This is a genomic window from Roseateles sp. 22389, from assembly GCF_052044995.1.
Lineage (GTDB): Bacteria > Pseudomonadota > Gammaproteobacteria > Burkholderiales > Burkholderiaceae_C > Roseateles.
In genome coordinates, this window is the sequence record NZ_JBQEOF010000023.1 from 50591 (window position 1) to 74450 (window position 23860).

Annotated in this window: 24 protein-coding genes; 6 read left to right on the forward strand and 18 right to left on the reverse strand. The window is 68.1% G+C overall.

Going from position 1 to position 23860, the window contains the following annotated elements:
* Positions 1–15: 15 nt before the first annotated feature.
* The 15 genes from ACTJKJ_RS23805 to ACTJKJ_RS23875 form a co-directional block, all read right to left on the reverse strand.
* Complete coding sequence (locus ACTJKJ_RS23805) at positions 16–2115, reverse strand: ATP-binding protein (RefSeq protein WP_440822506.1); 2100 nt, start codon at positions 2113–2115, stop codon at positions 16–18.
* Positions 2108–2761: a response regulator gene (locus ACTJKJ_RS23810; protein WP_297387524.1), complete on the reverse strand. Its 654-nt coding sequence runs from the start codon at positions 2759–2761 to the stop codon at positions 2108–2110. Before ACTJKJ_RS23810 ends, ACTJKJ_RS23805 begins: the two co-directional genes overlap by 8 nt.
* 127 nt (positions 2762–2888) lie before the next feature.
* Positions 2889–3158, reverse strand: coding sequence for a hypothetical protein (locus ACTJKJ_RS23815; RefSeq protein ID WP_440822508.1), 270 nt, complete (start codon positions 3156–3158; stop codon positions 2889–2891).
* Positions 3159–3457: 299 nt separating this feature from the next.
* Positions 3458–4615 (reverse strand): ABC transporter substrate-binding protein, encoded by a 1158-nt coding sequence (locus ACTJKJ_RS23820; protein WP_440822510.1) that lies wholly within the window; start codon positions 4613–4615, stop codon positions 3458–3460.
* A gap of 109 nt (positions 4616–4724) precedes the next feature.
* Positions 4725–6047, reverse strand: coding sequence for a TRZ/ATZ family hydrolase (locus tag ACTJKJ_RS23825; protein ID WP_091724162.1), 1323 nt, complete (start codon positions 6045–6047; stop codon positions 4725–4727).
* Positions 6048–6126: 79 nt separating this feature from the next.
* Complete coding sequence (locus tag ACTJKJ_RS23830) at positions 6127–7095, reverse strand: nucleoside hydrolase (RefSeq protein ID WP_440822512.1); 969 nt, start codon at positions 7093–7095, stop codon at positions 6127–6129.
* A 20-nt stretch (positions 7096–7115) separates the two neighbouring features.
* Positions 7116–8117 (reverse strand): ribokinase, encoded by a 1002-nt coding sequence (locus tag ACTJKJ_RS23835; protein ID WP_440822514.1) that lies wholly within the window; start codon positions 8115–8117, stop codon positions 7116–7118.
* Positions 8114–9130: a LacI family DNA-binding transcriptional regulator gene (locus ACTJKJ_RS23840; protein WP_183478969.1), complete on the reverse strand. Its 1017-nt coding sequence runs from the start codon at positions 9128–9130 to the stop codon at positions 8114–8116. Before ACTJKJ_RS23840 ends, ACTJKJ_RS23835 begins: the two co-directional genes overlap by 4 nt.
* Before the next feature lie 192 nt (positions 9131–9322).
* Positions 9323–10633 (reverse strand): citrate synthase, encoded by a 1311-nt coding sequence (gene gltA / locus ACTJKJ_RS23845; protein ID WP_091724158.1) that lies wholly within the window; start codon positions 10631–10633, stop codon positions 9323–9325.
* Between the two features lie 31 nt (positions 10634–10664).
* The gene (locus ACTJKJ_RS23850; RefSeq protein WP_091724156.1) at positions 10665–10946 is read right to left on the reverse strand and encodes an FAD assembly factor SdhE; all 282 of its coding nucleotides are present in this window, start codon (positions 10944–10946) and stop codon (positions 10665–10667) included.
* A 33-nt stretch (positions 10947–10979) separates the two neighbouring features.
* On the reverse strand, positions 10980–11684 hold the full coding sequence (locus ACTJKJ_RS23855) for a succinate dehydrogenase iron-sulfur subunit (protein WP_091724154.1): 705 nt from the start codon (positions 11682–11684) through the stop codon (positions 10980–10982).
* A gap of 19 nt (positions 11685–11703) precedes the next feature.
* Complete coding sequence (gene sdhA / locus ACTJKJ_RS23860) at positions 11704–13521, reverse strand: succinate dehydrogenase flavoprotein subunit (protein WP_440822517.1); 1818 nt, start codon at positions 13519–13521, stop codon at positions 11704–11706.
* A gap of 3 nt (positions 13522–13524) precedes the next feature.
* Positions 13525–13887: a succinate dehydrogenase, hydrophobic membrane anchor protein gene (sdhD, locus tag ACTJKJ_RS23865; RefSeq protein WP_091724149.1), complete on the reverse strand. Its 363-nt coding sequence runs from the start codon at positions 13885–13887 to the stop codon at positions 13525–13527.
* 75 nt (positions 13888–13962) lie between these two features.
* Positions 13963–14403 (reverse strand): succinate dehydrogenase, cytochrome b556 subunit, encoded by a 441-nt coding sequence (gene sdhC, locus ACTJKJ_RS23870; protein WP_091724147.1) that lies wholly within the window; start codon positions 14401–14403, stop codon positions 13963–13965.
* Between the two features lie 126 nt (positions 14404–14529).
* Positions 14530–15312, reverse strand: a complete 783-nt coding sequence (locus ACTJKJ_RS23875) for a GntR family transcriptional regulator (protein WP_440822520.1) — start codon at positions 15310–15312, stop codon at positions 14530–14532.
* A 256-nt stretch (positions 15313–15568) separates the two neighbouring features.
* On the opposite strand from ACTJKJ_RS23875, the gene ACTJKJ_RS23880 reads away from it, so the two are divergent.
* From ACTJKJ_RS23880 to acnB, 6 genes are all read left to right on the forward strand, one after another.
* Positions 15569–16555, forward strand: coding sequence for a malate dehydrogenase (locus tag ACTJKJ_RS23880; RefSeq protein WP_091724143.1), 987 nt, complete (start codon positions 15569–15571; stop codon positions 16553–16555).
* 123 nt (positions 16556–16678) lie between these two features.
* Positions 16679–17689: an HpcH/HpaI aldolase/citrate lyase family protein gene (locus ACTJKJ_RS23885; protein ID WP_440822522.1), complete on the forward strand. Its 1011-nt coding sequence runs from the start codon at positions 16679–16681 to the stop codon at positions 17687–17689.
* Between the two features lie 296 nt (positions 17690–17985).
* A complete protein-coding gene (locus tag ACTJKJ_RS23890; RefSeq protein WP_091724141.1) occupies positions 17986–18549 on the forward strand; it encodes a hypothetical protein in 564 nt (187 codons plus the stop codon).
* A 229-nt stretch (positions 18550–18778) separates the two neighbouring features.
* On the forward strand, positions 18779–19036 hold the full coding sequence (locus ACTJKJ_RS23895) for an AbrB/MazE/SpoVT family DNA-binding domain-containing protein (protein WP_147242052.1): 258 nt from the start codon (positions 18779–18781) through the stop codon (positions 19034–19036).
* Between the two features lie 4 nt (positions 19037–19040).
* Positions 19041–19475 (forward strand): type II toxin-antitoxin system VapC family toxin, encoded by a 435-nt coding sequence (locus ACTJKJ_RS23900; RefSeq protein WP_440822525.1) that lies wholly within the window; start codon positions 19041–19043, stop codon positions 19473–19475.
* A 50-nt stretch (positions 19476–19525) separates the two neighbouring features.
* On the forward strand, positions 19526–22114 hold the full coding sequence (acnB, locus tag ACTJKJ_RS23905) for a bifunctional aconitate hydratase 2/2-methylisocitrate dehydratase (RefSeq protein WP_440822527.1): 2589 nt from the start codon (positions 19526–19528) through the stop codon (positions 22112–22114).
* 176 nt (positions 22115–22290) lie between these two features.
* On the opposite strand, the gene sodC is transcribed toward acnB, so the two are convergent.
* The 3 genes from sodC to ACTJKJ_RS23920 form a co-directional block, all read right to left on the reverse strand.
* A complete protein-coding gene (sodC, locus tag ACTJKJ_RS23910) occupies positions 22291–22827 on the reverse strand; it encodes a superoxide dismutase [Cu-Zn] SodC (RefSeq protein WP_297388794.1) in 537 nt (178 codons plus the stop codon).
* Between the two features lie 287 nt (positions 22828–23114).
* Complete coding sequence (locus ACTJKJ_RS23915; protein WP_297388791.1) at positions 23115–23585, reverse strand: hypothetical protein; 471 nt, start codon at positions 23583–23585, stop codon at positions 23115–23117.
* Entirely contained in the window at positions 23582–23728 is a 147-nt protein-coding gene (locus ACTJKJ_RS23920) for a hypothetical protein (protein WP_175538215.1), read from the reverse strand. The genes ACTJKJ_RS23915 and ACTJKJ_RS23920 overlap by 4 nt, the downstream gene beginning before the upstream one ends.
* Between the last annotated feature and the right edge of the window lie 132 nt (positions 23729–23860).

A 23860-nucleotide genomic window follows, 5' to 3' on the forward strand; every position in this document is an offset into this window, starting at 1 on the left:
CCGGCGTTCGATGGCTCAGCCCGGTGGGAATGCAGCCGCGCCCAACTGAGAGCTGTCGCGAACCGACTCGTTTCCCGGCCGAGCGTCGCTGGGCACGCGCAGCGGCAGCCGCAGCAGCGTGCGGGCGCCGCGTGGCGTGCGCTCGAAGTCGAAGCTGGCACCGATGCGCCGGGCGCGACGCTGCAGCCCTGCCAGACCGGTGCCGCCGCGCAGCGCGGCGGCGCGGCGACCGGTCGCGTCGGCCGCCTCGCCCCGCCGGTCGACGGACTGGCCGTTGTCTTCGATCACCACCTCCAGCGATTCCGCCTCGACGATCGCCATGCGGATCGACAGGCGGCTCGCGCCGGCGTACTTGATGGTGTTGGCCACCGACTCCTCGACGATGCGCATGAGCTGCTTCGACAAGTCGGCCAGCAACACGAGCTCCAGCCCCTCGGGCACCTCGTATTCGACCTGGAAGTCGGCCCGCGTGAGCGCCTCGTCGAGGCCGCTGCAGTAGGTGAACAGGATGTCCTGGAAGGCGCGTTGCTCGCGGACCTGCGTCACCGAGATGATCTCCCGCAGGTCCGTCAAGGCCTCCAGCAGCCGCCCTTCGAGCCGTTCGTGGTCGATGGCGCGGTCGCGCACGCTGAACAGCGTCGTCACCAGCTTGGAGCCGATGCCGTCGTGCAGGTCGCGATAGATGCGGTCGCGCTCGAGCTGCATGGCGGCTTCGTTCTCCATCTCGCGCTGGCGGTTGTGGCTGATCAGCAGTTCGCGTTCGCGTTGCTGCAGGGTCTCGGTCAGGATGCGGTTGTGGTCGCGGATGCGCTTCACGTTGGCCTGGAACTTCGTCAGCAGGATCTGGGCGACGACGAACAGCAGCAGCGGCACGCTCAGGTGGCTGAGGAAGATTGGCGCCACCAGCAGGTGTGTCATCGACCAGCCGGCCTCCGGCATCGGGATCGAGATCAGGTGCTGCACCGCGTTGTGATCGCGCAGCGCGAACACCTGCGCGAGCACCGATTGGAAGAGCAGCGACATCGCGGTGCGCGAGCGGGTACGGGCGATATGCAGCGCCAGGCGCGAACAGGCGTACAGGTGAAAGCACAGCATGGTGGGCAGCCACCAGAGGTCCAGCCATTCGCGGCCGCGCAGCCCGAGCAGCGGATAGGCGAGCGCCGCGAACGCCGCCGTGCCGAAGAGCGCCGCGCGGCCACGCCAGCCCAGGGGCTCGCCGACGAAGGCGAAAAGAAAGAGCGTCAGCACCGCGATCACGCCGCCCATGCAGGCGTACTGCGCCCAGGTCCACAGCGGCAGCCACGCCGCCGGGACATAGGGCAGCAGCACGAGCGTGAACAGCACCGACCACAGCACCGTGGTGGCGCCCGCGTGCAGGAACACGGCGCCGTCTTTCCTGCTCGCCAGCCACGCCCCCAGCATGAACATGCCCGCCAGCAGGCAGAAGACGTTGGACGCATTGGCCAGCGACGAGCCGATGAACAGGGTCAGCTCATGGATGGTGGAGATCGCGTCCAGGTCCCCGATGTAGATCGGCGCGAGCTGGATCTGCGGATCCCAGGTCGTCAGCTCGACCGTCAACTGGTTGCCCTCGGGCTGCAGCAGTCGGCGCGCCAGCGGCACCTGGAGCGGCCGGTACCACTTGTAGCGTCCGCTCGCGTTCGACTTCGGCAGGCCCGCGACCCAGACCCCGTTCAGGTAGACGTCCATCCCGTCGAGCGCCTGGCTGATCACGAGGCTGGTGCCGGGGATGCGTCTGCCGCCGATCACGCCGCCGTCGGCGTCGATCTCGCAGCAGGCGGTCGGCCGCTCGAGGTAGCGGTCCAGGTCGATGCGGAATCTCACCCGCTTGAATCCGCCGGCCTGGCTCACGTCCTCGACGTGGGGCAAGGCCACCCGTGGCGCCTGGACCAGGACCCGCCCGGCCAGGCGCGGCGCCTCGGGGCCCGCATCGCGCGAATCGGGCGCCGCGGCGACGACCTCCAGGTCGCGGATCGTGTCGACGTGGTAGACCCGCGTGGCGACACTGCTGGTGGCGATCACCAGCAGCGCAACGATGAAGAAGCTCAGCCAGAAGAAGACCGTCTTCAGCGAGCCGCGGCGGGGGCTATTCATCGATCAGTCCATGCAGCCGCGCCGCGTTGGCCGCCATCGCGCGGGACTTCACGCCCAGCTTGCGATAGACGCTGCGCAGGTGCTGGTTGACGGTGTGATGGGAGATGCTCAGCCGGCGACCGATCTCCACGATGGGCAGCCCCTCGATGAGCAGGCGCAGGACCTCCCATTCGCGCTCGCCCATGCCCAGATCGCGCAGCACCTTCTCGCGATCGACCTGGGGCCGCACGTTGTTCTCCAGCATGGAGATCCGCTCGACCACCAGTTGGGCCACCGCCGGGCTGAGCGGCGCCTGCCCGTTGTGCGCGCTGACCAGCTTCTCCACCAGCGACGGCTGGATCTCGTCCTTGAGCAGGTAGCCCCGGGCGCCCGCGCGCAGACTGCGCATCACGTGCTTGCTGTCGCCGAAGGTGCTCAGCACCATGCTGCGGGATTCCGGACACCTTTCCCGCACCAGTTGGATCAACTCCACTCCGTCGGCGTCCGGCAGTCCCAGGTCGATCAGATAAAGATCGGCCCGGTTGGCCAGAATCGCGGCCATCGCTTCGCCGCGATTCCTGGCGACACCGACCACTTCGCAGAAACTGCTATTTGAAATCACGTCCACCAGCCTTTTCATGACAGCCGGATCGTCCTCGATGATCACGACGGCGATACTCATTCCTCAGCTCCTTCTCTCGTTATCCCAATGCCATGGGCGGGCACAGTTTCGCGAGCGGCAGGAAACGAGCAATCACCGAAGCAAGTAAACAAAAACTGCTGGGTGACTGGAGTCAGTGGTGATCGACGATTGGCGGTGGATGGCGCTCCCAATCCGGCTCAGGCGAGCCGCAAGCGCGGCGCCGTCGGGCTCGCAGCCAGGCGTCGGCCGAGGCGGCGAGGCAGGCGATCAGCAGCATCAGTCCGCCGCTGATCAATAGATAACCGATGACAGTAAGTTCAAATGAGGGATTCCCGGGTATCGACCGCGTGGATTTCTCGGCCAGCAGGCACCCGGCGCCGGCGAAGGCCAGACCGATGGAGATCGCGTACATATTCTTCATGACAGCAGTCCGTCTGCAGGTTTCGGCCGGCAGTGTGTCCGAGTACGCCTCACTTGCTAATAACTCACAAATGTGAGTGATCAGCCTAAATTTGCTATTCAACGAGGATGGTCGTGAGAAAGATCATGATTGGCGAATATTTCCAACACCGGCATTCAACCGTCGAGTATCAAAAGACCCTGTCAAGGCTTTGAATACCGTCCATTGACGGATTCGGTGAATTCCGAGATATCCAATGACAACGGGCGCCCGAAGGCGCCCGTCAACTGGGAACAACTGCGATCTGGAGCGGTCCAGGCTCAGCGCAGGAATCGGCCTCGCGGATCGATGATGGCGATGTCGGCGTAGTTGGTGCCGGTGTGATCGGTGGCGCTGAAGTTGAGTTCCATGCCGCCCAGGTCGTAGCGCGACATGTTGTTCAGCGCGCGCAGCAGGCTGACGCGGTTGGCGTCCTTGCCGGCGCGCTTGAGTCCTTCGACCAGCACCTTGGCACTCGCGAAGCCCTCCATCATGGCCGGCGTGACCAGGCCGCCGCTTTCGGCCGGCTTGGCCTTCACCAGGTCGGTCAGTTCTCTGACCATCGCCAGGTTGGTGCTGCGCTCGCTCGGGAACACCTGCGACACGATGACGCCGGCGGCGTTCTGGCCCAGCAGCTGGACGAAGCCGTTGGACGCGTTGTTGGACAAGGTGGCGCCGAGGATGCGCGAGCCGGCCGCGCGCAGCGCGTTGATCGTGTCGGCGGTGATCTGCTGCGAGGCCACCAGCAGCACGACCTGCGGATCGGCGGCGATCAGCTGCTTCACCACGCCGGCGATGTCCGGTTTCTCGCGCTCGTAGGTGAAGTGGGCGACCGGCTTCATCTTGCGATCGTTGAAGCCGGTCATCGCGCCCGCGACGCCATCGGCGCCGAAGGTGTCGTTGACCTGCACCAGGGCGATCCGGGTGTTGCCCATCTCGAGCAGCAGCTGGACGGCGCGTTCGGCCTCGCGCTGGTAGGTCGAGCGCACGTTGAAGACGTAAGGGTGCACCGGCTTGTGCAGCAGCATCGCGCCGGTCGACGGCGCCACCAGCGGCACCTGCGCCTTGTCCAGCAGCGGCATCACCGCCTGGGTGTGCGGCGTGCCGCGGGTGAGGAAGAGCGCGACCGCGCCCTTGTCGATCAGCGTCTGCGCGTTGGCCGCGGCGCGCTTGGGATCGAAGCCGTCGTCCAGCGACTGCAGGTCGATCTTCTGGCCGTTGACGCCACCGGCGGCGTTGACGTGGTCGATGTAGAGCTTGGCGCCCAGCGTCAGTTCCTTGACGCTGGCGGCGACCTGGCCGGTGAAGCCGGCCGTCTGGCCGATCAGGATGTCCGCACGGGCGGCGGTGCCCAGTCCAAGGACCAGCACCGCGGTGGCGGCGGTGGCGATGGTCGCGACGAACCGGCTCAGGGGCCGGCTCCGGGAAGGCTTGCTCATGGTGATCTGTCCCACCGGCGCGCGGTGACGGCCGGCTGTGTCTCCTGCACGCCGGCGGTCAGGTCGACGGCCGGCCCCTCGGCGCCGCCACCCCCATGTTCAGGGGGGATCAGCGCCCGGCGCGCATCTTAGCCACGATGTCCGCCACCCGCCCCTGCAAGGCCTGGGTGTCGAAAGTCAGAACGTTGCGATTCGACAGCACCTGCCGGCCGCCTACCCACACGTCCGTGACATGTTCACGCCCGGCCACGTAAACCAGCTGCGCGTCCGCGTGATAGACCGGCTGGCATTCGATCGAGTCCAGCGCCACCGCGACGACGTCGGCCAGCTTGCCGGCCTCCAGCGTGCCCAGGTCGCTGGCCCGGCCCATCGCCTTGGCGGCGCGCACGGTGGCCATCTCCAGCGCGGTCCGCGCCGACACCGTCAGCGGATCGCCGGTCACGCCCTTGGCCAGCAGCGCGGCGGCGCGGATCTCGCTGAACATGTCCTGGCGGTTGTTGGAGGCGGCGCCGTCGGTGCCCAGGATGGTGTTCACGCCGGCCGCTTCCAGCGCCTTCACCGGCGCGACGCCCGACGCCAGCTTCAGGTTGGAGCTCGGGTTGTGGACCAGGTGCACGCCCTGCTTCGCGACCAGGTCGATCTCGTCGTCGCTCAGGTGGACCATGTGCACGGCGATCATCTTCGCGTTCAGCAGGCCCAGCTTGTTCAGGCGCGCCAGCGGACGCTCGCCGTACTGCTTGAGGCTGCCGTCGATCTCGTCCTGCGTCTCGTGGATGTGGCAGTGCATCTGCAGGTCGTACTTCTCGGCCAGCTGTCGCAGCTGGATGAAGGTCTCGTCCGAGACCGTGTACGGCGCATGCGGCGCGCTGGTCCAGTCGAGCAGCTTTTCGCCCTTGAACTGCTCGTAGGCGGCCAGGCCCTTCTCGATGTAGTCCTGCGCGTTGGCGGCGTAGCCGGTCGGGAAGTCGATCACGTTGATCGACACGCCGGCGCGGATGCCGCTGTCCACCGCCGCGCGGGCCATCGCGGTGGGGAAGAAGTACATGTCGTTGAGGTAGGTCACGCCGCCGCGCAGCGCTTCAGCCGCGGACAGCAGCGAGCCCTGGTAGGTCCAGTCCTCGCTCACCCACTGGCGCTCCAGCGGCCAGATGTGGTTGTTGAGCCAGTCCATCAGCGCCAGGTCGTCGGCCACGCCGCGCAGCAGCGACATCGCCGAGTGCGTGTGGGCATTGATCAGGCCGGGGATCAGCACGTGGTGCGGCAGCTCGACGCGCTCGGCATCGGCGTAGCGCTGGAGCGCCTCGTCGCGCGGCAGGACGGCGGCGATGCGCTCGCCCTCGATCGCCAGCGCATGCTGTTCCAGCACCGGGCTGTCGGGGGTCATGGTGATCAGCCAGCGGGGCAACAGCAGCTTCACGGCTTGGGTCGTCATCAGGTTCTCCTTGGGGCGCGGGTCGGCGCGCCATGCATTGTCTTGAAACTCGAAGGCGTGGCGAAGGCCGCCGCCGGCGTCAGAAGATCTCGTCGAACAGGGCCAGCACGCGCGGCGCGTCGACCGCGACGCAGACCTGCTGCGACGGGTGGCCGCTCCACGGCGTGCCGGTGCCGTGCTCGTTGCGCCAGTCCTGGATGGTCTGGCCGGTGGCGATGCCCTCCAGCACGACCCGCACCGGTCCGGCGCGCAGGGTGAAGGCCTCGGGGACCAGCAGCAGCGCCGCGGCGCTCGCGTCATGGGCATAGATGCCGCCGATGCCGTCGCGCGCGTCGTAGAACTGCTGGTAATGCCGCGTGGCCTGCCAGAGCAGGTCGCCGGCGCCCTCGCCGCGGCCGCGCAGCCTGGCCAGGTCGGCCTCGCGCATGATCGCCTCCTGCGTCACGTCCAGGCCGACGATGGTGACCGGCCAGGGCGCGGTGAAGACCTGGTCGGCGGCCTCGGGGTCGGCCATGATGTTGGCCTCGGCCACCGGCGTGACGTTGCCGCCATGCCCCTTCAGGCCGAAGGCGCCGCCCATCACGATCACGCGCCGGACCTTGCCGGCGATCGAGGGATCGTGCGCCAGCGCCAGCGCCAGGTTGGTGAACGGGCCGACGGCCACCAGCGTGATCTCGCCGGGGCGCGCGTTGACGAGGTCGCAGATCAGGCGATGCGCCGGACGCGGATCCAGCGGGCGGGTCGGCGCGGGCAGGCCGGCGGCCATGCCGCCCAGGCCGTCGTCGCCGTGCACGTGCGCGGCGTCCTTGCGGCGGCGCTTGTCCAGCAGCGGGNCGGCGACCGGGATGTCCTGGCGGTAGAGCGCGGTCAGGCCGCGCGCGTTGCGGGTGGTGGTCTCGACCGGCGCGTTGCCGAAGGCCGTCGTGACGGCCAGCAGCTCGAAGCGCGGATGACGCGCCAGCAAGGCGAGCGCGAGCGCGTCGTCGATGCCGGGGTCGGTGTCGAAGATGACGGGAATGCGGGCGGAAGCCGGGATCGTGCTGTCCATGGGAATACTGCGCTCCAGGGTCAGGGGTTGCCGTCGGCGGAGTGTGCCGCCTTCGCGATCAGCGCGGCGAGCTCGGGCAATTCCGGCAGTTCCGAGCGGTGGGGCATGGCCTGCTGGACGCCGGCGCGGCTCACCGCGAGCGCGGCGGCCGATTGGCCCAGCGCCACCGCGCGCGCCGCGACCAGCCCTTCGGCCAGGCCGACCGCGAGGCCGCCGACCAGCGTGTCGCCCGCGCCGACCGTGTCCACCGCCTCGACGCGCGCGGCGACCAGATGCAGGCCCTCGGGATGCGCGTCGCACAGCAGCCAGGCGCCGGCGGCGCCCAGCGTCACCAGCACGTGACGCGGCCCCAGCGTGCGCAGATGCGCCGCGGTCGCGCGCGCGATCGTCAGTTCGTCGGCATCGCCGGGCAGCGTCACCGCGCGCGCCAGCTGCAGCGCTTCGGTCTCGTTGACGACCAACCAGTCGCTCAGCGCCAGCAAGATGGGCGGCAGCTCCTGCGCCGGCGCGGCGTTCAGCACCGTGGTCACGCCGGACTGCCGGGCGATCTCGAAGGCGCGCTGGATCGCCGGCACCGGCACCTCCAGCTGGGCGACGACGACCCGGGCTTGGCGCAACAGCGCCCCGCCCTGCTCGACGTCCGCCGGCGCCAGGTCCGCATTGCTGCCGGGCACGACGACGATGGCGTTCTCGCCGCCCTCGCTGGCGACCATGATCACGGCCACGCCGGGCCAGGCGGTCTCGTCGCGGCGCACGGCCTGGGTGTGGACGCGTTCCGCCTCCAGGGCCTTCAGCAGGTCCTGGCCATGCTGGCGCATGCCGACGCGGCCGATCAGCGCCACCTCGGCCCCCAGCCGCGACGCGGCCACCGCCTGGTTGCCGCCCTTGCCGCCGGGGGTGCCCGCGAAGGCCTGGCCGATCAGGGTCTCGCCCGGCGCGGGCAGCCGCGCGGCGTGGGCCACGAGGTCCATGTTGACGCTGCCGACCACCACGACGGTGGCCGCAGCCTGGGCTGAAGTCATGAAAGCTCCGGAGACGACGGTGCCGCGGTGCTCTCGCGCAGCACGACCTGCGGCACGAGTTGCAGGTCCTTGAACGGCGCCTGGGGATTCTCGATGCGCTCGATCAGCGCGCGACCGGCCTCCCGGCCGAGCTCGCGGATCGAGCAGCCCACGCTGGTCAGCGCGGGATAGACGTAGCTGCCGAGCTCGATCGCGTCGAAGCCCACGACCGAGAGCTGGCGCGGCACGACCCGGCCCATCTCGGCGGCGGCGCGCAAGGCGCCCATGCCCATCAGGTCGTTGCAGGTGAAGACGGCGGTGAGCTCGGGCTGTCGCGTCAGCAGCGCCTTGACGGCCTCGTAGCCCCCGGCGGTGCTGAAGTCGCTCTCGGCCAGCCATTCGGGACGGGCCACCAGGCCGCGCTGCTCCATGGCACTGCGCCAGCCGGCCACGCGCTCGGTGGTGACCTCGAACTCGCCCGGTCCGCTGACGCAGCCGATGCGGCGATGGCCCAGTTCCAGCAGGTGGCGCACCACCTCGAAGGCGCCCAGCTGGTTGTTGACGCTGACGCGGTCGGCGCGCGCGCCCGGCACCAGGCGGTCCACCGTCACCACCGGCACGCTGGCATGGCGGAAGGTGCTGGCCAGCGCCTCGGTGTCGCCGGCCGAGCTGAGCAGCAGGCCGTCGATGCGCTTCTCGAGCAGCGTGCGCAGGTAGGACTGCTGGTGCTTGGGATCGTTGTCGGAATTGCAGAGGAAGACGGAATAGCCCGCCTGGCGGCACCACTCCTCGGCGCCGACGACCAGTTCCGCGAAGAAGGGATTGCGCACGTTGGGCACCAGCACGCCGACGATCTTGGTCTCGCTGCGCCGCAGCGAGCGGGCCACCGCGCTGGGCAGGTAACCGATCTCGTCGACCGCCGCCAGGACGCGCGCCCGCGCCTCGGCGCTGACCGGCCGCGTGTTGTTCAGCACATGCGAGACCGTGGTGAAGGACACCCCCGCCAAAGCGGCCACATCCTTGATGGTGCTCATCGGTAGATTCGGTCCCCTGCTCGTGCCAAACTGGCGTGTTCCGTCAATTGCAAACGTTTGCAGAGCATACCGCAAGCTTGACGGAAGCCGTGCTCGGGCGAACCCCGCGCATCAAATATTCAAAAGAAAAGCCCCTGGCCTCGAGCGCAGGGGCTTCGCAGCGACGAGCCGCCGAGGGCGGCTCGATCCCGATCAGCGCTGGGCGATCGGCTTGACGTCGCGCTTGGTGGCGCCGACGAACAGCTGGCGCGGGCGGCCGATCTTGTACTCGGGGTCGCCGATCATCTCGTTGAGCTGCGCGATCCAGCCGACGGTGCGGGCCAGCGCGAAGATCGCGGTGAACAGCGGCACCGGGATGCCGATGGCGCGCTGCACGATGCCCGAGTAGAAGTCCACGTTCGGGTATAGCTTGCGGGCGACGAAGTATTCGTCTTCCAGCGCGATCTTCTCCAGCTCCATCGCCAGCTTGAACAGCGGGTCGTCGTGCAGGCCCAGTTCGTTCAGCACTTCGTGGCAGGTCTCGCGCATCAGCTTGGCGCGCGGGTCGTAGTTCTTGTAGACCCGGTGACCGAAGCCCATCAGCTTGACGTTGCTGGACTTGTCCTTGACCTGCTTGATGAAGTCGCCGATCTTGGCCACGCCGCCCATCTGCTGGATGTCGTTCAGCATGTTCAGGCAGGCCTCGTTGGCGCCACCGTGCGCCGGGCCCCACAGGCAGGCCACGCCGGCCGCGATCGCCGCGAACGGGTTGGTGCCCGACGAACCGCACAGGCGCACCGTCGAGGTCGACGCGTTCTGCTCGTGGTCCGCGTGCAGCGTGAAGATGCGGTCCATCGCGCGCACCAGCACGTCGTTGGGCTTGTACTCCTCGCAGGGCGTGGCGAACATCATGCGCATGAAGTTGCCGGCGTACGAGAGGTCGTTCTTCGGATAGATGTAGGGCTGGCCGATCGTGTACTTGTAGGCCATCGCCACCAGCGTCGGCATCTTCGCGATCAGGCGGATCGCGGCGATCTCGCGGTGCTCGGGGTTATTGATGTCGGTGCTGTCGTGATAGAAGGCCGACAGCGCGCCCACCAGGCCCGTCATCACCGCCATCGGGTGCGCGTCGCGGCGGAAGCCGCGCAGGAAGAACTGCATCTGCTCGTTGACCATCGTGTGGTTGGTCACGCGGCTGACGAACTCTTCCTTCTGCGACGGGGTCGGCAGTTCCCCGTAGAGCAGCAGGTAGCAGGTCTCGAGATAGTCGCAGTTCACCGCCAGCTGCTCGATCGGGTAGCCGCGGTACAGCAGCTCGCCCTTGTCGCCATCGATGTAGGTGATGGTCGAGTTACACGACGCCGTCGACAGGAAGCCCGGGTCGTAGGTGAACTTGCCGGTCTGCGCGTAAAGCTTGCGGATGTCGATCACATCCGGACCGATGGTGCCCTTGTACAGGGGCAGATCCATTTGCGGGCTGCCGTCGGAGAACGACAGGGTGGCTTTGACGTCAGACGGGGTCATGGGCATTCCTTATGACTTCGGGGGGTTCTTGTTACTGAGGGGTCCGCAGCAGCGCGAGCACGGCATGCACGTCCGGCCGGTCCAGGTCGTCCGCTGGTTCCTTGCGGGCCAGCAGCAGGTCCAGCAGGTCGTTGTCGGACAGGTCCATCAACTGCCGCAGGCCTTCCGCGTGGAAGACGGTCAGCGCGCCTTCGTGACGTTGGAAGAACCGCTCGATGAAGAGGTCATTCTCCAACAGCCCGCGGCGGCAACGCCACTTGAGCTTGGAGAGATCCCTCTCATCGATGAGGGTGTTGGTGTCCACGGCGTTCATGCGTGTGCGCGCTGCTGTCTCGCGGTGCGGGCCTCAGACGGCGCGACGCACCATCAGTTCCTTGATCTTGCCGATCGCCTTGGTCGGGTTGAGACCCTTCGGGCAGACGTCGACGCAGTTCATGATGGTGTGGCAGCGGAACAGGCGGTACGGATCCTCGAGGTTGTCCAGGCGCTCCGCGGTGGCCTGGTCGCGGCTGTCGGCGATGAAGCGGTAGGCCTGCAGCAGGCCGGCGGGACCGACGAACTTGTCGGGGTTCCACCAGAAGCTGGGGCAGCTCGTGGAGCAGCTCGCGCAGAGGATGCACTCGTACAGGCCGTTGAGCTCGTCGCGCTCCTCGGGGGACTGCAGGCGCTCCTTCTCGGGCGGCGCTTCCTCGTTCACCAGGAACGGACGGATCGAGTTGTACTGCTTGAAGAACTGCGTCATGTCCACGATCAGGTCGCGGACGACGGGCAGGCCCGGCAGCGGCTTCAGGACGATGACGTCCGGCAGCGAGCGCAGGTTGGTCAGGCAGGCCAGGCCGTTCTTGCCGTTGATGTTCATCGCGTCGGAACCGCACACGCCTTCGCGGCACGAGCGGCGGAACGACAGCGACGGATCCACTTCCTTGAGCTTGAGCAGGGCGTCCAGCAGCATGCGTTCGTTGCCGGCGAGCTCCAGCTCGATGGTCTGCATGTAGGGCTTGGCGTCCTTGTCCGGGTCGTAGCGGTAGATCTTGAAGGTGCGCTTGATCATTTGAATGCTCCTGCGGCGCTCAGAAGGTACGGACCTTCGGCGGGACGCTCTCGACGGTCAACGGTTGGAGGTTGACCGGCTTGTAGGTCAGGCTGTTGGTCTTGGAGTGCCACAGCGTGTGCTTCATCCACTCCTTGTCGTTGCGGCCCAGCGGGAATTCCGCATCGTCCGGACCCCGCTCGTAGTCGTTGACGGTGTGGGCGCCACGGCATTCCTTGCGGGCGGCGGCGGACACGATGGTGGCCTGCGCGGCCTCGATCAGGTTGTCCACTTCCAGCGCCTCGACGCGGGCGGTGTTGAAGACCTTGGACTTGTCCTTCAGCGTGATGTTCTTCACCCGCTCGCGGATCGCGGCGACGGCGGTGACGCCCTCGTCCAGCAGCGCCTGGGTGCGGAACACGCCGGCGTGCGACTGCATCGCGGCGCGCAGGTCGTTGGCGACGTTCTGGGCGTACTCGCCGCCGGTGTTGGACTCCAGGCGGGCCAGGCGCGCCAGCGTCTGGTCGGTGGCATCCTTGGGCAGCGGCTTGTGCGCCTTGCCGGCGGCCTTGAAGCCCTTGTGCGCCTCGACGATGTGGTTGCCGGCCGCGCGGCCGAAGACCACCAGGTCCAGCAGCGAGTTCGTGCCCAGGCGGTTGGCGCCGTGCACCGAGACGCAAGAGCACTCGCCCACCGCGTACAGGCCGTTGATCACCGACTTGTGATCGTCGCCCTTGGGGACGACGACCTGGCCGTGGACGTTGGTCGGGATGCCGCCCATCTGGTAATGGATGGTCGGCACGACCGGGATCGGCTCCTTGGTGATGTCGACGTTGGCGAAGTTGTGGCCGATCTCGAACACGGACGGGAGCCGCTTGAGGATGGTGTCGCCGCCCAGGTGGGTCATGTCCAGCACGACGTAGTCCTTGTTGGGACCGCAGCCGCGACCTTCCTTGATCTCCTGGTCCATGCATCGCGAGACGAAGTCGCGCGGCGCCAGGTCCTTCAGCGTCGGGGCGTAGCGCTCCATGAAGCGCTCGCCGTTGGCGTTGCGCAGGATCGCGCCTTCGCCGCGGCAGCCTTCGGTCAGCAGCACGCCGGCGCCGGCCACGCCGGTCGGGTGGAACTGCCAGAACTCCATGTCCTGCAGCGGGATGTCGGCGCGCGCCGCCATGCCCAGGCCGTCGCCGGTGTTGATGAAGGCGTTGGTCGAGGCCGCGAAGATGCGCCCCGCGCCGCCGGTGGCCAGCAGCACGGTCTTGGCTTCGAGGATGTGGATCTCGCCCGTCTCCATCTCCAGCGCGGTCACGCCGACCACGTCGCCCTCGGCGTCGCGGATCAGGTCCAGCGCCATCCACTCGACGAAGAAGTTGGTGCGGGCCTTGACGTTCTGCTGGTACAGCGTGTGCAGCAGCGCGTGGCCGGTGCGGTCGGCCGCGGCGCAGGCGCGCTGGACCGGCTTCTCGCCGTAGTTGGCAGTGTGGCCGCCGAACGGGCGCTGATAGATCGTGCCGTCCGGGTTGCGGTCGAACGGCATGCCGAAGTGCTCGAGCTCGTAGACCACCTTCGGCGCTTCACGGCACATGAACTCGATGGCGTCCTGGTCGCCCAGCCAGTCCGAGCCCTTCACGGTGTCGTAGAAGTGGTAATGCCAGTTGTCCTCGGACATGTTGCCCAGGCTGGCGCCGATGCCGCCCTGGGCGGCCACGGTGTGCGAGCGGGTGGGAAAAACCTTGGACAGCACGGCCACGTTCAGGCCGGCGAGCGACAGCTGCAGCGACGCGCGCATGCCGGAGCCGCCGGCTCCCACGATGACGACGTCGAATTTGCGCTTGGGCAGCGAGGTTCCGATTTGCATTTCTTACAGCCTCCAGAGCACTTGGATCGCCCAACCCGCGCAACCCGTCAACCACACCAGCGTGAACACATGCAGCGCCAGCCGCACGCCCACCGGCTTCACGTAATCCATCCAGATGTCGCGCACGCCGACCCACGCGTGATACGCCAGCGAGACGATCAGGCCGAAGGTCAGGAACTTCATCCATTGCTTGCTGAAGATGCCGGCCCACAGGTCGTAGCCCAGCGGCTGGCTGGTGAACAGCACCTGCGCCAGCAGCACGAGGGTGAACAGCGCCATGAGCAGCGCGGTGGCGCGCTGGGCCATCCAATCGCGCAGGCCGTAATGCGCACCGGTGACGATGCGCTTGCTTCCGTAGGTTGTCATTGTTGATTTGCCTCTTGGGTCAATCGTCGGGATTCATCCCGGTCGCGCGAGCCGAGCCACGCGCCGGCGGCGGGATCAGTACAGGCCGAAGAGCTTGGCGCCGAGCGCGATCGTCAGCACGATGGACAGCACCAGCGTCACGATGGCGCTGCTCTTGCCTTGCTGCTTGCTGACGCTGTGGGTCGCATCCATCCACAGATGGCGCACGCCCGCGATGAAGTGGTGGAGGTAGCCCCAGATCAGGGCCAGCGCGACCAGCTTGATGAACCAGCCCGGCAGGAAACCGATGCCCGAGACGAAGGCCGCGGTGAAGGTCTCGTACGAGATCTCCGACGTGAGGCTGGTGTCGAACATCCAGATCACGAACGGGAGCAGGAAGAACATCAGCAGGCCGCTGATGCGATGCAGGATCGAGACGATGCCCGCCGGCGGCAGGCGATAGCCAACGATCTGCGTGACATGGATGTTGGTGTAGACCGGTCGATTCTTCTTGGTGGCTTGGGTGGCGTCCGTCATGTCCGACCTTGTAATCAATGTGAAACCCGAAGATTTTATGGCAACGCAACACCCCGGAAGGGTGTCCTGGGCGCATGTCGTTTTCATGCGGTGCCATGAAAACGTCATCGCCGCAACGCGAATGCATCAGTTCAGGTCGTTGCGATAGAAGTGATGAGTAGTGTTGTAGAGGCCGCGGCGCAACTCCACCGGCTTGTCGCCGTAGGTGAAGGCCAGGCGCTCGACGCTCAGCAGCGGACTGCCGGGCGCCACCTGCAGCAGCGCGGCGGCGTCTTCCTCCGCCGCGACCGCCCGGATCTTTTCCTGCGCGCGAATCATCGGCACGCCGAATTCGGTTTCAAGCAGGCCGTAGAACGGCCCGCGATGTTCCAGCAGCCGCTCCGCCGTCAGCCCCTTGAACAGGGCGCCGGGCAGCCAGATGTCGTCCAGCACGACCGGCTGGCCGCCGCTGTGCAGCAGGCGGCGGATCTCGATGACCGGGTCGCCGGCGCGCAGCTGCATCAGCTTGGCGATGAAGGCCGGCGCGCGCTGGCGCTTGCAGTCCAGCAGCTGGCGCCCGAGCGACGCGGCGGCATCGCCGTCGGGCGTCAGGCGCAGGAAACGGTATTGCTGCTGCTGTTCCGCATGGGTGGCGACGAAGGTGCCCTTCCCTTGCCTGCGGACCAGCAGGTTGTCGGCGGCGAGTTCATCGACGGCCTTGCGGACCGTGCCCTGGCTCACCCCGAAGCGGGCGGCCAGGTCCATCTCGCTGGGGATGGTCTCGCCCGCCTTCCACTCGCCGGCCTGCAGGCCCTTGAGGATCAGCCCCTTGATCTGGCGATACAGCGGGCTGAACGACGGCGCGGCTTCCGCGCGCGCCAGCTCATTGAGCGGCGTGACGGGGTGAACCGGGGCGGCGGGGGGCGACATGGGGCGCGATTCGAGCACAACTGCGGTGCGAGCGTCCATCCTCCGGGGGGAGTCCGAGGAGATTAGTCTTATATAAGACACAAGAGTGTCAGTTTCACGCAATGGTCGCCCGCTAATTTGGGGGCGCCTCCCCACACCGGTGGGCGAAGAAGACCCTATCGCGATCCGTGCCGCCACCGTGCTGGCCTACACTTGCCGCCGCTGGCGCGGACCGCGCCTCCCGCATCATTCACTCGCACTTCCCCGGAGACTTCTGATGAGCAAGAAACCCGTTCGCGTCGCCGTCACCGGCGCCGCCGGCCAGATCGGCTACGCCCTGCTGTTCCGCATCGCCAGCGGCGAGATGCTGGGCAAGGACCAGCCCGTCATCCTGCAGCTGCTGGAGATCCCGGACGAGAAGGCCCAGAACGCGCTCAAGGGCGTGATCATGGAACTGGAAGACTGCGCCTTCCCGCTGCTGGCCGGCATCGAGGCCCACAGCGACCCGATGACCGCCTTCAAGGACACCGACTACGCGCTGCTGGTCGGCGCCCGTCCGCGCGGCCCGGGCATGGAGCGTTCGGACCTGCTGGCCGCCAACGCCCAGATCTTCACCGTGCAGGGCAAGGCGCTGAACGCCGTGGCCTCGCGCAACGTCAAGGTGCTGGTGGTGGGCAACCCGGCCAACACCAACGCCTACATCGCGATGAAGTCGGCCCCGGACCTGCCGGCCAAGAACTTCACCGCCATGCTGCGCCTGGACCACAACCGCGCCGCCTCGCAGATCGCCGCCAAGACCGGCAAGCCGGTCGCCGGCATCGAGAAGCTGGCCGTGTGGGGCAACCACTCGCCGACGATGTACGCGGACTACCGCTACGCCACCATCGACGGCCAGTCGGTCAAGGCCCTGATCAACGATGAAGAGTGGAACCGCACCACCTTCCTGCCGACCGTGGGCAAGCGCGGCGCCGCGATCATCGCCGCGCGCGGCCTGTCGTCGGCCGCCTCGGCCGCCAACGCCGCCATCGACCACATGCGCGACTGGGCCCTGGGCACCAACGGCAAGTGGGTCACGATGGGCATCCCGTCGGACGGCTCGTACGGCATTCCGAAGGAAGTCATGTTCGGCTACCCGGTGACCGTCGAGAACGGCGAATACAAGATCGTCCAGGGCCTGGAGATCGATGCCTTCTCGCAAGAGTGCATCAACAAGACGCTGAACGAGCTGCTGGAAGAGCAGAACGGCGTCAAGCATCTGCTGTAAGCCGCGCGAGGGCCCGCAGGGGCCCGCGCACCGCTTCCGCTGAGCGACACTCGACGGGCCGGCCTTTCGCAAGAAGGCCGGCCCTTCTTCCTTCCAGAGTTCAACCCCTCCCGCCGTCATCGCATGAGCACGCCCCTCCACCCCGCCGACGCCCTGTTCGAAGACGGCCAGGCGCCCGTCGTCCTGCCGGTCGTCGACCATTACTGCGGCGTCGAGGCCCGCATGATCAAGAGCCTGGAGCTGCAGGCGCGGATGGGCCCGGTCTTCGACATCACGCTGGACTGCGAGGACGGCGCGCCCGTCGGCGGCGAGGCCGAGCACATGCTGCTGGTGCTGCACCTGCTCAATGGCTCGCTCAATGCGCATGGCCGCGTCGGCGTGCGCGTGCATCCGTTCAACCACCCGGCCTTCGAGGCGGACGTGGAGGCGGTCATCGCCGGCGGCGGCGAGAAGCTGGCCTTCCTGATGATCCCCAAGCCCGAAGGCATCGCGGACCTGGACCGCGCCATCGCCTTCATCGACGACTGCCTCAAGCGTCACGCGATCCGCAAGCCGCTGCCGCTGCACACGCTGATCGAGACCCACGGCGCGCTGCGCGACGTGATGGCGATCGCGGCGCATCCGCGCATCGAGTCGCTGTCGTTCGGGCTGATGGACTTCGTGTCGGCGCATCGCGGCGCGATCCCGCGCTCGGCGCTGACGGTCGAGGGCCAGTTCACCCATCCGCTGGTGCGGCGCGCCAAGCTGTCCATCGCCGCGGCCGCGCATGCCTATGCGAAGACGCCGTCGCACTGCGTGGTGACCGAGTTCAAGAGCGAGCGCGCGATCCAGTCCGCCGCCGAGCGCGCCGCGCGCGAGTTCGGCTACACGCGGATGTGGAGCATTCATCCGAACCAGATCCAGCCCATCATCGATGCCTTCGCGCCGAGCGTGGCCGAGATCGACGAGGCCATCGAGATCCTGCAGGCCGCCCAGGCGGCGCAATGGGCGCCGATCCAGCACCGCGACATGCTGCATGACCGCGCCAGCTACCGCCTGTTCTGGCACCTGCTGCAGCGCGCGCACGGCACCGGACAGAACCTGCCGACGGAGGTCGCGCAGGCCTGGTTCGCGCCGCGGCCGTCGCCGCTTTGACGCGTCGACGCCGCAGTGGCGGGCCGGTCGCGCGTCGGGCGCAACAATGTGCAATCGCCCATCCGTGCAGCACTTCACGCGCCGCGGACCACCACGGCGAAAAAGCGGCGTCACGCCTCGCGCCGCGACGCGCACAACCGGTGAAGACCCTAGCGTCGATCAACGGTTTGACACATTAAATGCGGGTTTTGCGGGACGAGGCCGCGGTGACAATTGCGCATCGCCGCCTGTCGGCGTTTGTTTTTCGGCCACCTGCATCGGCTGGTGTTTCCAGGCCCCTCTTCCCCATTCCCAGAATGCGACTGACCGCCCTCCTCCTGTCCGGCGCCGCTGCCGCCGCGCTGACCCTGACCGCCGGCCTCGCCGCCGCTCAGCCCGACCCGAATGCCGGCAGCAAGGCCGCACCGGCCAAGGCCGCGAAGCCCGCCGCCGGCAAGTCGACGGCCAAGAAACCCGCCGCCAAGACCCCGCCGCCCCCGCCCCCGCTGCCGGAGGCGAACGAGGAGCAACTGGCCGCCGCCAAGCGCGCCTACCTCGGCCTGTACGAGTGCGAATTCAAGCAGTCCGTCACCATCGCTCCCGATGAGAAGCACGCCGGCTACATCAACGTCGGCTTCAAGAAGGACACCTTCACGATGAAGCCGGTGCTGTCGTCGACCGGCGCCCTGCGCCTGGAGGACGTCACCGGCCGCACGCTGATGGTCCAGATCGCCAACAAGTCGATGCTGCTGGACGTCAAGGCCGGCCAGCGCCTGGTCGACGAATGCGTCCACCCGGAACAGCGCGCCGCCATCGAGGCCGCCCGCGCCGCGTCGGCGCCCGCCGGCCCCGGTCTGGGCATCGCGCCAAGCGCGAACTGAGCCTCGCGCCCCGACCAAGCCGCCCTCGAGGCGGCTTTTTCACGCCCGTCCGCCACCGCTTCCCCCAGCGCGGACCTCGGGCTTGCACACGCCGGGCTGGATTTCGCGAGCCGAAAGTACGTACAATTCATGCATACTTTCCGATTCATACCGCACCGGCGCCCGGCCGCGGGCGGTCATGAAATCGCCAAGGCCGTCGCCTAATCTCCCAGGATCGCCAGGAGCCCGCATGGAAGCCACCGTCGCCGAACGAGGTCAGATCACCCTGCCCAAGGCCGTGCGGGACGCCCTGGGACTGACCAAGGGCACCACCCTCAAGGTGGAACTCGACGGGGCGCGCATCATCCTGCGCAAGAACGTCGACGACGCCATCTCCCGCGCCCGCGGCCGTTTCAAGCTGCCCGAAGGCACCTCGACCGACGACGTCATGCGTGACCTGCGCGGTCGCACGCCGGACCAGTCCTTCGACGAACCCACCGACGCCTGATCCGATGATCGCCGTCGACAGCTCCGTCCTCATCGACCTCCTGGGCGACGCCCCCGGCGCCGACGCCGCCGAGGCCGCGCTGCGCCTGGCGCTGTCCAGCGGCCCGGTGGTGCTCTGCGACGTCGTGCTGTCGGAGGTGACGGCCGGACTGGGCCATGGCTCCGAGGTGATGGATGCGCTGGAGGAGATGGGCCTGGGTTTCCTGGCCATCGACCAGCGCGCCGCGATCCGCGCCGGCGAGATGCAACGCAAGTTCAAGCAGCGCCTGTCGGACCGGGGCGCCGGGACGGCCGGCGCGGCTGCGTCGATGCGGGCGATGCCCGACTTCCTGGTGGGTGCGCACGCGATGCTGCAGTGCGACGGCCTGATCACCCGCGACCAGGGCTTCTTCCGAGACTATTTCAAGGGCCTCAAGGTCATCGTGCCCAGCGCGCCGTGACCGCCGAGACCCGCTCTTTCGACCCAAGCAGAGACCACACTGGAGTTCGCATGCTGCAAGCCTATCGCCAACATGAAGCCGAACGCGCCGCGCTCGGCATCCCGCCGCTGCCGCTCGACGCGAAGCAAGTCGCCGAGCTGATCGAGCTCATCAAGACCCCGCCGGCCGGCGAAGAGGCCTTCCTGCTGGACCTGCTGACCCACCGCGTGCCGCCGGGCGTGGATGACGCCGCCAAGGTCAAGGCCAGCTTCCTGGCCGCCGTCGCGCATGGCGACCTGAAGGTCGGCCTGGTCTCCAAGGCCAAGGCCACCGAGCTGCTGGGCACCATGGTGGGCGGCTACAACGTGCATCCGCTGATCGAGCTGCTGGACGACGCCGAAGTCGCCGGCGTCGCCGCCGACGGTCTGAAGAAGACCCTGCTGATGTTCGACTACTTCAACGACGTCGCCGCCAAGGCCAAGGCGGGCAACGCCAAGGCCAAGGAAGTGATGCAGAGCTGGGCCGACGCCGAGTGGTTCACCTCGCGTCCGGAAGTCGAGAAGAAGATCACCGTCACCGTCTTCAAGGTGCCGGGCGAGACCAACACCGACGACCTGTCGCCCGCGCCCGACGCGTGGAGCCGTCCGGACATCCCGCTGCATTACCTGGCGATGCTGAAGAACACCCGCCCCGACGCGGCCTTCAAGCCCGAGGAGGACGGCAAGCGCGGCCCGATGCAGTTCATCGAGGACCTGAAGAAGAAGGGCCACGTCGTGGCCTACGTCGGCGACGTCGTCGGCACCGGCTCGTCGCGCAAGTCGGCGACCAACTCGGTGATCTGGGCCACCGGCCAGGACATCCCCTTCGTCCCCAACAAGCGCTTCGGCGGCGTGACGCTGGGCGGCAAGATCGCGCCGATCTTCTTCAACACGCAGGAAGACTCGGGCTCGCTGCCGATCGAGGTCGACGTGTCCAAGCTGGAGATGGGCGACGTCATCGACGTGCTGCCCTATGACGGCAAGCTGGTGAAGAACGGCGAGACCGTGGCCGAGTTCAAGCTCAAGAGCGACGTGCTGTTCGACGAAGTGCGCGCCGGCGGCCGGATCAACCTGATCATCGGCCGCTCGCTGACCGCCAAGGCGCGCGAGTTCCTGGGCCTGCCCGCCTCCACCCTGTTCCGCCTGCCGCAAGCCCCGGCCGCCTCGAACGCCGGCTTCACGCTGGCGCAGAAGATGGTCGGCCGCGCGGTCGGCCTGCCGGAAGGCCAGGGCGTGCGTCCGGGCACCTACTGCGAGCCCAAGATGACGACGGTCGGTTCGCAGGACACGACCGGCCCGATGACCCGCGACGAGCTGAAGGACCTGGCCTGCCTGGGCTTCTCGGCCGACCTGGTGATGCAGTCCTTCTGCCACACCGCCGCGTATCCGAAGCCGGTGGACGTGAAGACGCACCGCGAGCTGCCCGCCTTCATCTCCAACCGCGGCGGCGTGGCCCTGCGTCCGGGCGACGGCGTGATCCACAGCTGGCTGAACCGCCTGCTGCTGCCCGACACCGTCGGCACCGGCGGCGATTCGCACACCCGCTTCCCGATCGGCATCTCCTTCCCGGCCGGTTCGGGCCTGGTGGCCTTCGGCGCCGCGACCGGCGTGATGCCGCTGGACATGCCGGAATCGGTGCTGGTGCGCTTCAAGGGCGAGATGCAGCCGGGCGTGACGCTGCGCGACCTGGTCCACGCGATCCCGCTGTACGCGATCAAGGCCGGTCTGCTGACCGTCGCCAAGGCCGGCAAGAAGAACATCTTCTCGGGCCGCATCCTGGAGATCGAGGGCCTGCCCGACCTGAAGGTCGAGCAAGCCTTCGAGCTGTCCGACGCCTCGGCCGAGCGCTCGGCCGCCGGCTGCACGATCAAGCTGAATCCGGCGCCGATCAAGGAGTACCTCAGCTCCAACATCGTGCTGATGAAGAACATGATCGCCGACGGCTACGCGGACGCGAAGACGCTGCAGCGCCGCATCGAGAAGGTCGAGGCCTGGCTGGCCAAGCCGGACCTGCTGGAAGCGGACAAGGACGCCGAGTACGCCGCCGTCATCGAGATCGACCTGGCCGACATCACCGAGCCGATCGTCTGCTGCCCGAACGACCCGGACGACGCGAAGGTGCTGTCCGAAGTCGCCGGCACCAAGATCGACGAGGCCTTCATCGGCTCGTGCATGACCAACATCGGTCACTTCCGCGCGGCGGCCAAGCTGCTGGGCGGCCAGCGCGACATCCCGGTCAAGCTGTGGGTCGCGCCGCCGACCAAGATGGACCAGAGCGAGCTGATCAAGGAAGGCCATTACGCCGCCTTCGGCACCGCCGGTGCGCGCACCGAGATGCCGGGCTGCTCGCTGTGCATGGGCAACCAGGCGCAGGTCCGCGAGGGCGCGACGGTCATCTCGACCTCGACGCGCAACTTCCCCAACCGTCTGGGCAAGAACACCAACGTGTTCCTGGGCTCGGCCGAGCTGGCCGCGATCGCGTCCCGCCTGGGCCACCTGCCGACCAAGGCGGAGTACCTCAAGGAAATGGGCGTCATCGATGCCGACAAGGCCAGCGTCTACCGCTACATGAACTTCGACCAGATCGAGGAATACGCGGAGACGGCGAAGTCGGTCGCCTGATCGGCCGGGCCGTCGCGGATCACGGTCCGCGGCGACGCGGGGGATGGTGAGTCCCCTGCCCCGCCAACGACAAGGGCCCGGAGGTGCGAACCTCCGGGCCCTTGTTCATGGTGAATCGACGGCGCGGACGGCGCGGGTCCGGTCCGGACGTCCAGCGGCCGCTGCTGCGCCGCTGCTCAACCGCCGATCACGCCGCAGGCGATGCGCGCGCCGCCACCGCCCAGCGGCGCCGGGTGGTCGGCGTGGTTGTCGCCGCCGGCATGGACCATCAAGGCATGGCCCTTGACCTCGTCGAGCTTGGTCAGTCGCGGCGACAGCACCGGATTGATCGCCTGCCCGTCCTGCGCGACGAACAGCGGCGGCAGGTCGCCCAGGTGGCCGTCGCCCCAGGGCTCGCCATGGCGCTTGCTGCCCTTGGGATCGAAGTGCCCGCCCGCCGCGCCGGCCGGCGTCACCGTGCCGTTGGTCGTGGCGGGCCCGCAGGACGGGTTCTCATGCACATGGAAACCATGCAGGCCGGCAGGCAGCCCCTGGAGCTGCGGATAGAAGGCCAGGCCATACGGCGTCTCGACGATGCGCACCGTGCCCGCCGAGGCGCCGGCCCCATCGGGCTGCGCGATGGCGAGGTTCACCGTCAGTTCGGCGGCATGCGCGGCCGTCAAAGCGGCACCGGACACGATCAGGCCCAGGCACAGGGACTTGGCGACTTTCATTCGAAACTCCTCTTCGGATGGACGGGAAAGGCGAGCGGGCCGACAACGGCCATCGGTCGGGGCACCGGCCGGCGGGGAAGACCGGCGACGCGCCCTGGGGTCGAATGATCGTGCAACGGCGCGTCGCGCGCACGCTAACGAAGCGATGCGGCAGCCGCGCAACGCGCAGGGCAGCCAATCGTCGTCCGATGTTCACCGCTTGCTCACCCCGCGTTCACCCGGTCTTCACACCCTCCTCGGGATGAAGGCGAAAGCGCCACGTCAGAGCTCCACTTCGGAGCACCACGTCAGAGCACCCCTCGCAGCGCCTCGGCCCTCGCCAGATGCACCCGCACGCGGCTCTCCAGCCAGTTGTGACGGTGGCTGCCCGGCGGCGGCGCCAGGCGGTCGAGCAGTTGCGCGTAGCTCGCGCTGAGCGCCTCGAAGCCGCGATCCAGTCCATCCTCGTCGCGCGGGCCGACAGCGCCGGGCGCGAGCGCCTCGATCGCCGGCGGCAGGCAGCAGCCCATCGCGGCCAGTTGATGGGTCCGACGGAATTCGCCGGCCAGGCCGTCCACGAGCACGTCGGGACGCCGCACGCCGATGCGCCGCAGCCGCTGCTGCGCCGCCGGTGTCGCGCAGGACTGGCCGAGCTCGCGCAGTTGGACGAGCACCCGCACCCACAGCCCGCGCAGCGCCTGGCATGCCGCGTCGGCGCCCTCGACGCCGCCTTCGGACCGGCCGCTCCGCGCCGCGAGCACGCAGCGCTGGGCCGTCATGGCCAGCGCCGGGTCCAGGCGCGCAGCCCCGGCGCGACGCTCGCTTCGCGGTGCCAGTCCTTGCCGCCCGGGGCGGCGGGCCATCGCTTCGCCGCATCGCGGACGAGGTCGATGACGGCATCGAGGACAACATCGATGACCATGGCTGTCTCCTGCGGCCTGCGCCGTCTGCTTGTCGCGTCCCGGCCCGTCGAGGGACCGGGACCGGCGGCGAGTCTCCCCGCGCCGGACCTGCCGGCCGGGGGCGCCCCGCCGCCCCTTCATGGCGCGTTCAT

Coding starts and splice junctions, on each gene's coding strand:
- ACTJKJ_RS23805 (WP_440822506.1), bottom strand. CDS start 2,115: ATGAATAGCCCCCGCCGCGGCTCGCTGAAGACGGTCTTCTTCTGGCTG.
- ACTJKJ_RS23815 (WP_440822508.1), bottom strand. CDS start 3,158: ATGAAGAATATGTACGCGATCTCCATCGGTCTGGCCTTCGCCGGCGCC.
- ACTJKJ_RS23820 (WP_440822510.1), bottom strand. CDS start 4,615: ATGAGCAAGCCTTCCCGGAGCCGGCCCCTGAGCCGGTTCGTCGCGACC.
- ACTJKJ_RS23825 (WP_091724162.1), bottom strand. CDS start 6,047: ATGACGACCCAAGCCGTGAAGCTGCTGTTGCCCCGCTGGCTGATCACC.
- ACTJKJ_RS23835 (WP_440822514.1), bottom strand. CDS start 8,117: ATGACTTCAGCCCAGGCTGCGGCCACCGTCGTGGTGGTCGGCAGCGTC.
- ACTJKJ_RS23840 (WP_183478969.1), bottom strand. CDS start 9,130: ATGAGCACCATCAAGGATGTGGCCGCTTTGGCGGGGGTGTCCTTCACC.
- gltA (WP_091724158.1), bottom strand. CDS start 10,633: ATGACCCCGTCTGACGTCAAAGCCACCCTGTCGTTCTCCGACGGCAGC.
- ACTJKJ_RS23850 (WP_091724156.1), bottom strand. CDS start 10,946: ATGAACGCCGTGGACACCAACACCCTCATCGATGAGAGGGATCTCTCC.
- ACTJKJ_RS23855 (WP_091724154.1), bottom strand. CDS start 11,684: ATGATCAAGCGCACCTTCAAGATCTACCGCTACGACCCGGACAAGGAC.
- sdhA (WP_440822517.1), bottom strand. CDS start 13,521: ATGCAAATCGGAACCTCGCTGCCCAAGCGCAAATTCGACGTCGTCATC.
- sdhD (WP_091724149.1), bottom strand. CDS start 13,887: ATGACAACCTACGGAAGCAAGCGCATCGTCACCGGTGCGCATTACGGC.
- sdhC (WP_091724147.1), bottom strand. CDS start 14,403: ATGACGGACGCCACCCAAGCCACCAAGAAGAATCGACCGGTCTACACC.
- ACTJKJ_RS23875 (WP_440822520.1), bottom strand. CDS start 15,312: ATGTCGCCCCCCGCCGCCCCGGTTCACCCCGTCACGCCGCTCAATGAG.
- ACTJKJ_RS23880 (WP_091724143.1), top strand. CDS start 15,569: ATGAGCAAGAAACCCGTTCGCGTCGCCGTCACCGGCGCCGCCGGCCAG.
- ACTJKJ_RS23885 (WP_440822522.1), top strand. CDS start 16,679: ATGAGCACGCCCCTCCACCCCGCCGACGCCCTGTTCGAAGACGGCCAG.
- ACTJKJ_RS23890 (WP_091724141.1), top strand. CDS start 17,986: ATGCGACTGACCGCCCTCCTCCTGTCCGGCGCCGCTGCCGCCGCGCTG.
- ACTJKJ_RS23895 (WP_147242052.1), top strand. CDS start 18,779: ATGGAAGCCACCGTCGCCGAACGAGGTCAGATCACCCTGCCCAAGGCC.
- ACTJKJ_RS23900 (WP_440822525.1), top strand. CDS start 19,041: ATGATCGCCGTCGACAGCTCCGTCCTCATCGACCTCCTGGGCGACGCC.
- acnB (WP_440822527.1), top strand. CDS start 19,526: ATGCTGCAAGCCTATCGCCAACATGAAGCCGAACGCGCCGCGCTCGGC.
- sodC (WP_297388794.1), bottom strand. CDS start 22,827: ATGAAAGTCGCCAAGTCCCTGTGCCTGGGCCTGATCGTGTCCGGTGCC.
- ACTJKJ_RS23915 (WP_297388791.1), bottom strand. CDS start 23,585: ATGACGGCCCAGCGCTGCGTGCTCGCGGCGCGGAGCGGCCGGTCCGAA.
- ACTJKJ_RS23920 (WP_175538215.1), bottom strand. CDS start 23,728: ATGGTCATCGATGTTGTCCTCGATGCCGTCATCGACCTCGTCCGCGAT.